The sequence below is a fragment of the Dapis hubbardiae BLCC-M172 genome, from assembly GCF_050016015.1.
Classification (GTDB): Bacteria; Cyanobacteriota; Cyanobacteriia; order Cyanobacteriales; family Microcoleaceae; genus Trichodesmium.
Genome location: NZ_JBNHEQ010000073.1, coordinates 33,995 through 46,796, shown reverse-complemented (window position 1 = coordinate 46,796; position 12,802 = coordinate 33,995). Strand labels below are relative to the sequence as shown.

Genomic DNA, 12,802 nt, shown 5'->3' with positions numbered 1-12,802 from the left:
TCCATCTCCCATAAGCTTAAGAAAATGATTTTATTATTGCTCTATAGGTAATAGAAGAGAAATTCCCATATCCACCTCCATCTCCCATAAGCTTAAGAAAATGATTTTATTATTGCTCTATAGGTAATAGACAGCTAATAGCTGAAAGCTTAAATACCTTTTTCCAAAACTAACAAATCTTCCTTAATAGATGAAGTCCGACCACACCAAGAACCATAAGATTTTTCTAGAACATTAAAACCTCGTTCTTCTATCCATTTGAATAGTATATTTTCCCTAAACCCAATCCCTTTCTCTGGCAAATTAATATCTATAGTAAAACCATCCTCTATTTCATAAATAAGCTGTTGAGAACTTTTACCTTTAGCAATCAACTCTTCTGATTCAGAATTAACTAAAAAGCAAATTAATAAACATCTCCCTCCCGCTTGTAAAACCCGATATACTTCATCAAGATAATGACAAACTTCAGAACTTTGTAAATGAGTAAATAAGTAGGAAATACAAACACAATTAAAACTTTGGTCAGGATAAGGAAAAATAAAATTATTTGCAGATATTTTTCCAGTAGGGTTGTAGAGAGAATGATAAATATTATGCCAGTTAAAATTAAAATTAGGTTTGCGAGTCGTAATTTCCTTTTGACTCCAAGAAATAAAATTTTCTACCACATCAAAACCTTCATAACGACCAGAAGGTTTTAAGTAATGAACTAAGCCATAAGCAACTGTACCAATATTACAACCAACATCAAGAATATTGTCTGTCGGTTGTAAACCTAATCTCTGAATTAAACCTCCTAATAATTTGAAAGAAGTACGAATAAATTGACCACTTTCATTAATATCAGTTGTTTTTATATATTTCTCTTCAGGGAGTGGTAAAAGAGGTTCTAATACTTTCAATATCACAATACCTTCGCCGCCTTGAAACTGAGGATTCAAAGCAATTAATGAATGCTTTAATTGATTAATTAGTTGTTGATTTAAAAGAACTTTTATGCGGAATCTAGCATCACCAGAACCGGATAAACTAGGGTGAACTTTCTCTACATCTGGACTAGGTATATTCAGAGTCTTTTCAAAGAAACTAAACTCTTGATTCCCAATAGAAACTTTAAATCCTTCTAAAATACCAGCATCCAGAGAAGCAACCCAACCAGATAAACGTAAAACTTGATTTTTAATTATTATCTGATCAATATAACCCCAAGTAAGTAAAGGGTTAGCTTTTTGTTTTTTATGGATAATGTGTTTTTTTCCAGAGTTGTTTTGAGTATAGTATTGTATTTCTGATGTTTTTTTCCGCTGCTCCCGCAAATTTAATGCTTCTTGATAAATTTCTATATCTTCGTGATTTAGAGCTGATATTTTATCAACTATTTCTTGATTAGATAATACTTCTTTTAGTAATAACTTATATTCTGGATAGGGATTAGTGTTTTGAGTTTCTAATTCATAATCTGGCCAATTTAGCATTATTTTGAGTTCATGTAAATCCTCCGCAAAAAATTCTTGAATCCCTATAAAATAAAAATTTTTTAGCTGATCATTTTGCAGAAAGTTTAATTTGATTAGATTCTGCATTTCTGGTTTTTCAGCAAATTCGATAAAACTCAAATTAGCTTCTTGAAAATTTTCAAAATATTGCTGATCGTTTGCTGCTAATATTTGCCAGCTTTTCCAAAAAAAGTAAAAAGAAATCAACCGCTTGATCGGATTCCTAAACCAAATAATTTTTTTAGCTCCTGGAAATCTTTGATTATATTTTGGAGCAGGAAAATGACCATGAATTATTTTCACTTCTGGTTTTGGTTTGCTTAACATCCGATTCCGAATCGGACCTTTATGAGGATAGTCAAAGAAAATTTCCTCTGAACTATATACCAGCCTAATAACTTCCTTAAATGCAGTGCCTGCAGTTCTTGGTACATGAATCGAAATTAGTTCTGTTTTTACTTCTTCTGGCAGGTGAGGTTGATTTATCTGACTCATTTTTCGGTTAAATATTGAAGAATAATATTGTGCTTAAATCTGGTTTATTTTAGATTTTGAGGCATCAATTTTAACCTTGATTTTTTCTAGTTTAGACTTGTATTTTTCCAAGACTACCTGGTAGTTAGATGACTTTGATTTAAGTTCAGTTTTTTTTTCTACGATTAGTAAATCTTGATGAGTAAAAGATTTGCGCCCACACCATGAACCATAATATTTGCCGACAATAGTTAAGCCACTTTCTTTTATCCAATCAATTAGTACAGATTCTTGAAAACCTAAAGTCTTTTCTGGCAGTTCTGGATCTAAACAAAAACCACCTTCTACTTCATATACTAAATGCTGAGAACTCTTGCCATCAGTAATTAATTTTTCAGATTCAGAATTAATTAAAAAACAGGCAAATAAACACTTTCCTCCAACTTTTAAAACTCGCTGAATTTGATGAAGATAATGACGCAGATCGATACTAGACAAATGAGTAAAAAGATTACTAATACAAATCGCATCAAAACTTGCTTCTGGATAGGGCAATATAAATTCTGTCATAGGCACATTTCCCTTAGTATTATAAATAGGATGATAAATATCATAGTATTGAAAGTTAAAGTTAGACTTTCTGGAAGTAATTTCTTGCTGTGCCCAATCAATTACTTTTTCTGAAAAATCAATACCTTCATAACGCCCTTTAGGTGTTAAGTAATAAGCTAAACCATAGTAAATATTACCTTCTCCAGAGCCAATATCAAGAATACTATCAGTTGGTTTAATACCCACTCTTTGAATTAAATATCCTAACCATTTCAAGGCATTATGGGTAAGTTGATGAATCATTTTTTCAAATGTGTTGATGTCATCACCTGGAAAAATTTTTAAATTAGAATTTAACACCCCAATCAAAACACTTCCTTCAAATCCATTACTTTCTGGAGTTAAAACGACTAAGCTGTTTTTGTATTGTTCAATCTGGTCTTCATTTAGAGATATTGTCAACTTAAATCTAGCCTTTGCTGCACCTTTTACCCGTGGGTGATGTTTCTTGACTCCAGGAGTAGGCAAGCCAAATATTTGTTCAATATTAATATTATCTATTTGAGTATTGTCTACTGAAACTTTAAAACCTGTAATTGGCATCGAATTTAGGAAAAACACCCAACCAACTATTTGCAAGACTTGACTTTCAATCAAAACTTTATCTATCTTGCCTAATGTTGCCAGATATTTTGTATTTTCACCTGTTTCTATCGGCACAATTAATTTCCTAATAGATTCAGTCTTTTTATGGGGTATTTTTGGTTGAGTAACTGGAATTACAGTTCCCTGAATATCGCTATTTTTACTGTAGCCAAACTCTACCAATACTTCTGCAAATACATTATTACATACAGCTTTTAATTCAGGACTCAACTCCTGTTCCCAACGCCCTATAGAAGATTCAGGATTAGAACTGGTTTGATGTCTTTCTAGTTGAGTTGTATCTTGAGAGACTTTTTCGAGAATTTTATTAATTATCTCTGGTGAATTTTCTAATCCCAAATACTCAAACGTAGCACTCAATGTTTCTACTGGAAACTGAATTAAATCTTCATAGCGTACTAAGTGTACTTGTTCAGAATTATTACGCCATCTTTCTAAAAGAGGCATGACAGAATTTTTACCAAATTCATATACAAAATCTTCTAGTTTATTGTGTCTTTTTAAACCAAAACCATCTTTCCTTCTTTTAGCATTAAAAGCTAGCATTGAACAAACTACATCTCGGAAGTCTCTAACTAGAATTACTTCTCGAAAATTAGAATATAATTCCGATAAATTTTGGAAAATATGTGGAAAATTTGCATGATACTTCTCAGCAAAATAAGTAATTTTTTCTGATTCTAAAGAGACCGTTTTTTCTTGAGTTTTAGCGATATTTTGATAGTATCTATCTATACTTTCTTGGCAGAAACTTGCTGCTTGTTTTGTATAGTCAGTTCCAAACCATGAAAAGCTCTCATAACCATTTGAAAAATCGTAACAAGGATGATGACCAATCCAATTTAATTTATGAGCAAAACCGTGTAATCTAGGAGTAGATTCTAATAGATTAGCTGGCTCTGAAATAACTTTAAATAAATGTATCCAATATTGAGCAGATAGTATTTCATAAGGATAACCTCCACTGACAATAATATTTGGATGTTCTGATAGTAGTCGCATTAACCAGGTTGTTCCCGAACGTCCTAAACAAGTTAATGCTAATGGTTGTAAAATTGGTTTATAACTAGAAGTGAGGGGAGTTAAACGCTCAAATTCTATAATTGCTATGGCAACTTGAGTATTATTTGGCAATATAGCTTCTACTATTATTTCTGATTTTAGTGGTAATCCAGCCAACCCTACTATTGTAGAAAAACCACACTGTTTAACCAGCAAATTCTTGGGATATATTTTTGTTGCTTCTGGTGAATTTCTATTAACAGTAACTTTACGGATAACTTTACCTTGATTAATCAATCTTACAGTCTCTACCGGAGCATTTTTTCCTAAAACCCAACCAGCAATTTCTATACTGTATGTATTAATTTTTGCCTCTATTATTGGTTTAACTATTTGACATCCAAACAAATATTCTGAAACTGGTTCCAAATTTTTAATATTGAGGATTTTTACTAGAGTATTGTTTTCCATTTTTGTTGTGGCTTTAAAATTTATTAAATTAGCTTCTATATTTTTTTTTAGCTGAGGTAGAAATCTTTGAATCGTCAAATCTTCTACTCTGTCAAATACTTCATGTCTTGTTTTAAAATGAGACCAAGCTCTCTTTTTCTGAGTAGTTGGTCTACCACGCATCATTTTTTTTCTACTCTCTTCTTTAGAACGAGTTGTATAATGATTAATCCGCAGTTTTTCTACAGAATGTGTCTCAGACATGAATCCATTGATCTCTTGAAAATTTTCTGTAACTGCTAATAACCCATCTGTGTAAGAAAATTCGTGAGGGTTTAAAGGAGCAATTACTTTCTCTGGTCTAACAATAGACTTAATATGTTTATTTGCTTCGTAACTGACTTCTGAGCGTCTAATATAATTTTCTATTTGTAACCCTTCCGGTTGTTTTTCATGTCCTGAAGGACCAAAATTTAACCAATTTACTCCTACTGCTGGATACTCAACAAATTTTTCTAATATTTCTTGTAAATTAGATTTTTTTGTAGAGAACAAAAATTCATCTAAATCTATAAATGCTATCCATTCACTTTCTGTTTTATAGTTTTCTAAACAGTGAATATATGCTTGGATTTGCTGACCTGTTTTTAAAGGCCATTCATGGAATACGACTATTTTTTTATCTACATAGGGAGTAACAAGATCCAGACTATTATCCGTACTGTTATTGTTGTATAAATAAAACCTTTGTACGCCAACTAATTGATGAAATTCTAACCATTCTAATAGATATGCTCCTTCATTTTTCATGATTGCACATATACTTAACTTGCACTTTTCTCTATTTTGCGTCATAAAAATTATTAAAATATTTATTTAAGTTGACTAGGATTAATTGCCGATTTAATACTTTCAAAAATCTTCTCGTATGGCTCTCTTTTAAATAAAGTTTCTTGTAGTTCTACAAAATCCAAATACTCTAGCCGACTGATAGTTTCTAAGGAATTCCATTTTGGTTGAAAATCTTTTCTCCATTGATTCCAGATTACAGTTTGTCCATGATCCGGGAAAGTCGCAAAACTAAACTGGGGAAAAAAATCATGGATAGCAGCAACAATTTTAAATACATCACCCATCCAATTTCTTGATTTCTCTTGAGAATTTTCCCTGAGCTTGACACAATTCTGAAGTGATGGTTGAGCTTGAGCATAACTTCCTGGACAAGTATCATCAATTAACCAAATAGTCTTTCCATGAGCTAAAGAAAGAGAGGCACAAAAGTCACGAAAAGTTTGCTCAAAGGTATGCAGACCATCTAAGTAAATCAAGTCGAATTGCGACCAATTTTTGGCATAATTTCTGAAGAATTCATCGCTAGTAATTTCTAGGAAAACTATATTCTCAGTGGCATATTTCTTGGTGTTTAATTGGAATTTTGGATCAACGGCTACTTTATTTTTCAGCTTAATTGCGTTGAAAGTGACACCCTTAGACACCCCTATTTCTAGATAGTTAGATGATTGATTAATTGTGGCAAGTTCATTGAGGCGATCGCTCCGACTTTTCAGAACCATATTTTTATGATCGCTGTGGGAATTTAAACTTTCATTTGTATTTGTACGTACTTTTAAATATCCTTCTATTATGTCTAAATAACGAGCGGAATCTGATTTTGACGATTTGTGTAATTGATATATGTATGTCATAATATCACACCTTTCTTGAGCCAAGAACTTTTCTTCATTCCAGTCTTTGAGATAGGCAAAATTATGCTTTCTTAGAGATTCAATTACTTGGTATCGATGTTTGTTTATAAGTATTTGCCTAGTGCCATCTTTTTTATAAGTTCCAAATGTTAAGATATTGTCAGTATTTCCAGCAACAATATAATTGCGACATTTACTAGATATATGTGGATAGTAAAGCTGGTTGTTTGGTCTCCTGGGAATACAAGCAATCTCAGCATCTAAATAGTTAATAAATTCTAAGGAATAGATAGCACTTCCTTCACTAAATATGATTTTTTTTGCATTCATTAAATAAGTAATCTGTTCTAACATAGAGTGATTTTCTGGCTGCAAGGAGATATAACCCTCATCAACTAACAGACTTTCTAAATACTTCTCACCAGAAATATAGACTCCAAAAGGTATATGATTTCTACCTAAAAAAACCTTTAGCTCTCCTAGCTCTTTTCTCAAGTGATAGGTAGCATCTAAAATCCTTTGCTGTAGCTTCTCTAAATACGAACGATACCAATCTTTAGGTCCTAATGTTAACTCACTACCTGGTTCCGGAACGATCAGATTTTCAAAAGTACAATCACTTGTCACCCAAATACACTTACTCAGAGGTATTTCTAGAATCTCCAAAGCTTGAACAAACCATTGAGTAGGAGTATAATTGGTATTTTTTGCTGGCAAAACACCAAAAACAATACCATCATGAATATTGGTATTGAATGCCCACAAACGATGAATACCTTCAGTTAAAGCGTGTCCAAAGTGTGGACTTAAACAACCTCCATAAATATATGTACCAGGATAGAATTTGGAATTGTTAATACCAGCATCAACTTCCATTACTACGTCTTGGTATTTCATCTCTTTTTCGATTTTGGGACGTCGATGACGGAATTTTCCTGGCATATCTTTGGGAAAGACAACACCTCCAAACCACTCGCTAGGTTTAAAACTTGATACTGGTTTTACAATAGCATTTTGTATTTGAAAAATCCGATTATTTTCCATTTTATTCTTGATTCAGAGTAACGTACAAAAATAGATATATCATATATTTTTGTCACCTAAACTATCAATTAAATTCTGGATCCAACACAGAAATAAAATTTAAGAGAATTAAGTTAGTGAGGATTTAATACCTTCAAAAATCTGATCGTATGGCTCTCTTTTAAATAAAGTTTCTTGTACTTCTACAAAATCCAAATACTCTAGCCGACTGATAGTTTCCAAGGAATTCCATTTTGGTTGAAAATCTTTTCTCCATTTATTCCAGACAACAGTTTGTCCATGATCGGGGAAAGTCGCAAAACTAAACTGAGGAAAAAAATCATGGATAGCAGCAACAACCTTAAACACATCACCCATCCAAGCTCCGCCTTTCTCTTGAGAAAAATTCTTTAATCTTGCACAATTTTGGTATGATGGTTGAGCTTGAGCATAACTTCCTGGACAAGTATTATTGATTAACCAAATAGTGTTTGTATTAGCAAAAGAAAGAGAGGCACAAAAGTCACGAAAAGTTAGCTCAAAGGTATGCACATCATCTAAGTAAATTAGCTGGAATGGCTCAAACCTTTTGGCATAATTCCTGAAGAAATTCTCCCTATTAACTTCTAGGAAAACTATATTGTTATTGGCATATTTATTGATATTAAACTTAAATTTCGGATCGACAGCTACTTTATTTTTGATATTAATTGCATTGAAAGTTGCTCCTTGACATACTCCTATTTCTAAATAGTTAGATGATTGATTAATTATGGCAAGTTGGTTGAGGCGATCTCTACTACTTTTCATAATTATAGGATTAGAATTATGATTCTCGTAATTTGCAATTTTATTTCGGTTTATCCGCAATTGTAAATACCTTTCTAAAAGTTCTAAATAATGGACTGTTTCAATTTTTTTAAATCTGGTGTGTACCTGATAAATATATGTCATAATATCACACCTTTCTTGAGCTAAAAACTCTTCTTCATCCCAGTCTTTCAGGGAGGCAAAATTATAATTTCTCAGTGATTCAATTAGTTGGTATGGGTTTTTATTGATAGGTATTTTTTTGATGTTATCTCTTCTACCTATTCCCAATGTTAAGAGATCATAACCATTCCCAGCTACAATATAATTCCGACATTTACTGTAGATATGTGGATAGTAAAGTCGGTTTTTTGCTCTTCTAGGAATACAAGCAATATCAGCGTCTAAATAGTTGATAAGTTCCAGGGAATATATAGCGCTACCTTCACTAAATATGATTTTTTTTGCACCGATCAAATAAGCAATTTGTTCAAGTACATGATAATTTTCTGGCTGGAAGGAGATATAACCTTCATTAACCAATAAATTTTTCAAATACTTTTCACCAGCGGTATATTCACCTAAAGAAATATGATCTCTGCCCAAAAAAAGCTTTAATTCTCCTAGCTCTTTTCTCAAGTGATGGGTAGCATCAAAAATCCTTTGCTGTAGCTTCTCTAAATAGGAACGATACCAATTTTTAGGTCCTAATGCTAACTCACTACCAGGTTCTGGAATAATTAGCTCTTCAAAAATACAATCTTTTCTTACCCAAATACACTTATCTATAGGTATTTCTAGTATCTCCAAGATTTGAATAAACCATTGAGGAGGAGTATAGTTAATCAGCTTGGCATTGAATTCTAGTGATACAGCAAAAACAATACGATCAGAGATATTGCTTTTGAATGGCCACAGGCGATGAATACTTTCAGTTAAAGCGTGTCCAAAGTGTTGATGAAAAGGACCTGCATAAATATATGTACCTGGATAGAATTTTAAATTATCAATTTGTTGATTAACTTGTACTTGCAAGTCCATATATTCTAGTTGAGCCGAGCTACCGCCTCGTCGATGACGGAATATTTCAGGCATATTCTCCGGAAAGACAACACCTCCAACCCACTTTTTATTTTTTCTCTGAATTCGTTTAACAATTGCATTTTGTATTGTAAACAATCGATTTTTTTCTATGCTATTCATTGAAATTAAATGGCTACCACATTGATGCTAAAAACTTGAACTAATTCAGTATTTTCTTAAAATTTTAACTCCATACCTAATTTTATGAGGATGAATTCAAGGCATATTTAACTTTGTCAAAAATCTTCTTGTATGGCTCTCTTTTAAATAAAGTTTCTTGTAGTTCTAAAAAATCCAAATACTTTAATCGACTGATAGCTTCCAAAGAATTCCATAACGGCTGAAAATCTTTTCTCCACTCATTCCAGACCACAGTTTGTCCATGTTCGGGGAAAGTGGCAAAACTGAACTGAGGAAAAAAGTCATGCATCGCAGCAACAACTTTAAACACATCACCCATCCAAGCACCACCTTTTTCTTGATAAATTCGCTTTAACTTGTTACAATACTTAAGTGATGACTGAGCTTGAGCATAACTTCCTGGACAAGTGTCATCAATTAACCAAATCGTCTTTGGATGAGATAAAGATACAGAGGCACAAAAATCACGAAAAGTTTGCTCAAACGTGTGCAGACCATCTAAGTAAATCAAATCGAACCGCTGGAAATAGTGAGCATGATTTCTGAAAAATTCATCGCTAGTAACTTCTAGGAAAACTACATTTTCAGTGGCATATTCTTTGGTGTTAAATCTGAATTTAGGATCGACCGCTACTTTATTTTTGATATTAATTGCGTTGAAAGTTATCCCCCCAGATACCCCTATTTCTAGATATTTGGATGATTGATTAATGGTAGCAAGTTGATTGAGGCGATCGCTCCGACGATTGAAAACTATACTATTATTACTCTTTGTCTTTGAACTTTCATTGCTTGACTTTATTTTTTCTAATTGAGACTGATAGTTATCTAATTTACAAGCTAAATTAGATAGAGATATATGTTGCTTTTGTTGTAAATTATGTGCTGGATTTGGCTCTGGATATGGACTCATTGCCCAATTAAATTTCACCCCTAAATACTCTTCTAGTCTTTGATTATAAGGTTGAAAATACTCGGCAAGAGTAGAGCGCATTTTTTCATCTATTGGCTGATAAGATCGTTCATTGTATTTCCTATTATTTTTTACTTGATGATTAGGCAATCCCAAAAATTCAAATACTTCTTTTAGTGTGATATTTGGATTAGCGTAAAAATCTTCACTTTTGATAATTAAGAACTGTTCTCTCGGAAAAATACTCATCCAGTTTTCTAATTGTTCAATGTAAATACCTCTTTCTAAATAGCTATAGTTTCGATGAAATAAACTTCTATAATTTTCATCAGAGATGAGTTTTTCTTTTTCTATATTTAATCTTTCTGGTTCTTTTTCAATGGCTTTTCTGAAAGGTAAAGGTTCTCGTTTTTTACTAATTCCTCGATTATGATGATAATGAGATACTGCTCTATCTATAGGATTTCTGAGCAGCACAATTAATTTAACATCTGGTAGTAAATTAAACATTCTCTGGGGAGTATGTGGATCTATTAAATAATCTGGTGTAGCTTCTCCAGTTATGAGATTTTTTCCATGAGGAATTGTGGGGAACTGAGATAAATACCAATCTACTGTTTTTGTGTCTTCCTGTTTAGAACGCCAGTTAAAAAAATGCAATTCTTTCATTGATGCGGGTAAAATTTGTGGATGCTCAATCATATAGTTATATAATGAAGTTGTACCACACTTTTGAGCGCCTATGATGATAAAACTAGGTAAAGTCATATGGATATTATTAAACCTCTCTATATTTTTAGATATTGTCTTTAATTCAATAATTTATATTTGATTTACAGTGGCAGAAAAAATTGATAATATTTGGAAAATTATTGTTGCCTCTTCATTATTAATTATTAACTCTATGATTCACTAAAGTCATGCCTAATTCTTTCAAAGATATTGTCGTATGGCTCTCTTTTGAACAATGTACTTTGTAGTTCGACAAAATCAGAATATTCCAGCCTAGTGATGGTTTCTAAGTTATTCCATATAGGCTCAAAATCTGCTCTCCACTTCTTCCATACAACAGTTTGTCCATGATCGGGGAAAGTTGCGAAACTATACTGGGGAAAAAAATCATTAATCGCAGCAACTATCTTAAAGACATCACCCATCCAACTACCATCATTTTCTCCAGAAAATTTCTGAATCTGTCGGCAACGCTTTAATGATGATTGTGCTTGAGCATAGCTTCCTGGAAAAGTATCATCAATCAACCAAATAGTTTTTGAATGTCCGCAAGCAAGAGAAGCACAAAAGTCTCGAAAAGTTTGTACAAAAGTATGGAGACCATCTAAGTAAATTAAATCAAATGACTCAAAGTCTTTGGCATAACTTCTGAAAAATTCATCACTAGAAACTTCCCGGAAAACCACTTTGTCGTTGGCATATTTATCCTGATTAAATAAGAACTTTGGATCGACAGCTACTTTATTCTCGATCTTGATCGCGTTAAAAGTTGTACCTTTTGAGACTCCTATTTCTAGATATCTAGATGATTGATTTATAGTAGCAAGTTTGTTGAGGCGATCGCTTCGACTTCTAGTTGGCATATTCTTAGAAATTTTAAAAGTTGACTTATCTTGAATTGTAGCAGGAGTTTGTAAATATTTTTCTACAACACCTTCACTATTAACAAGTTGCGACTGATACTGCTTCAACAACTGCTCAGTCTCGCGCAACTTAGACTTAGTTTCCTCCAACTCTTTCTTTAAATTTGATTCTGACCCCGACTCCTTCTGTGCTAACTCTCCCTTAACTTGCTCCAACTCCTCTTGTTTCTGCTGCAATTTCCCTTGCGACTCTTCCAAAGTCGCCATCGTCTTTTCCATCTGAAACTGATACTCCTCTAATACTCCCATCGTCTCATCTAACTGTGACTGCGACTGCTCTAACAGATGCTCAGTCTCCTGGAACTTAGACTTAGTTTCCTCCAACTTCTGCTTAACTTCTGAGTTAGACTCGGAATGCTGTTGCTCTCCCTTTTCTTTTAACTGATGTAAGTCAAAGTGGGTTTGCTCCAACTCTCCTAATACCTCATCTAACTGAGATTGCGATCGCTCCAACTCTTCCCTCACATCATGCAACTCAGACTTAGTTTGATCCAGTTCTCGTTGAGTGTGTTGCCACTTCGCCTGAGTTTCTTCTAATTCTTTTTCTATTTTGCTTTTAGTTTCCTCCAACTCCTGCTTAACTTCTGAGTCAGACTCGGAATGCTGTTGTTCTCCCTTTTCTTTTAACTGATGTAAGTCAAAGTGAGTTTGCTCCAACTCTCCTAATACCTCATCTAACTGAGATTGCGATCGCTCCAACTCTTCCCTCACATCATGCAACTCAGACTTAGTTTGATCCAACTCCTGTTGAGTTTCTTCTAATTTTTTTTCTATTGTTGCTGCCATTAATTTACTTCCTTTTAATTATTAAAACAAACTTAATTACAA

The 12,802-nt window shown here is 33.0% G+C and carries 6 protein-coding genes; all 6 read right to left on the bottom strand.

Annotated features, from left to right (window positions below):
• Positions 1 to 149: 149 nt before the first annotated feature.
• Positions 150 to 1,994 carry a methyltransferase domain-containing protein gene (locus tag ACP6PK_RS07680; protein ID WP_426559112.1) on the bottom strand — a complete coding sequence of 615 codons (1,845 nt, stop codon included), beginning with the start codon at positions 1,992 to 1,994 and terminating at the stop codon, positions 150 to 152.
• A gap of 33 nt (positions 1,995 to 2,027) precedes the next feature.
• Positions 2,028 to 5,453: a glycosyltransferase family 92 protein gene (locus ACP6PK_RS07675; protein WP_426559111.1), complete on the bottom strand. Its 3,426-nt coding sequence runs from the start codon at positions 5,451 to 5,453 to the stop codon at positions 2,028 to 2,030.
• A gap of 62 nt (positions 5,454 to 5,515) precedes the next feature.
• A complete protein-coding gene (locus ACP6PK_RS07670; protein WP_426559110.1) occupies positions 5,516 to 7,393 on the bottom strand; it encodes a glycosyltransferase 61 family protein in 1,878 nt (625 codons plus the stop codon).
• 108 nt (positions 7,394 to 7,501) lie between these two features.
• Positions 7,502 to 9,361 (bottom strand): hypothetical protein, encoded by a 1,860-nt coding sequence (locus ACP6PK_RS07665; protein WP_426559109.1) that lies wholly within the window; start codon positions 9,359 to 9,361, stop codon positions 7,502 to 7,504.
• A 106-nt stretch (positions 9,362 to 9,467) separates the two neighbouring features.
• Positions 9,468 to 11,087, bottom strand: a complete 1,620-nt coding sequence (locus ACP6PK_RS07660) for a sulfotransferase domain-containing protein (RefSeq protein ID WP_426559108.1) — start codon at positions 11,085 to 11,087, stop codon at positions 9,468 to 9,470.
• A 134-nt stretch (positions 11,088 to 11,221) separates the two neighbouring features.
• Positions 11,222 to 12,760 (bottom strand): class I SAM-dependent methyltransferase, encoded by a 1,539-nt coding sequence (locus tag ACP6PK_RS07655; protein WP_426559107.1) that lies wholly within the window; start codon positions 12,758 to 12,760, stop codon positions 11,222 to 11,224.
• Positions 12,761 to 12,802 lie beyond the last annotated feature (42 nt).

Bases quoted from the DNA above. Each gene is read 5' to 3' on its own strand.
- ACP6PK_RS07680 (WP_426559112.1), bottom strand. From the start codon at position 1,994: ATGAGTCAGATAAATCAACCTCACCTGCCAGAAGAAGTAAAAACAGAA.
- ACP6PK_RS07675 (WP_426559111.1), bottom strand. From the start codon at position 5,453: ATGAAAAATGAAGGAGCATATCTATTAGAATGGTTAGAATTTCATCAA.
- ACP6PK_RS07670 (WP_426559110.1), bottom strand. From the start codon at position 7,393: ATGGAAAATAATCGGATTTTTCAAATACAAAATGCTATTGTAAAACCA.
- ACP6PK_RS07660 (WP_426559108.1), bottom strand. From the start codon at position 11,087: ATGACTTTACCTAGTTTTATCATCATAGGCGCTCAAAAGTGTGGTACA.
- ACP6PK_RS07655 (WP_426559107.1), bottom strand. From the start codon at position 12,760: ATGGCAGCAACAATAGAAAAAAAATTAGAAGAAACTCAACAGGAGTTG.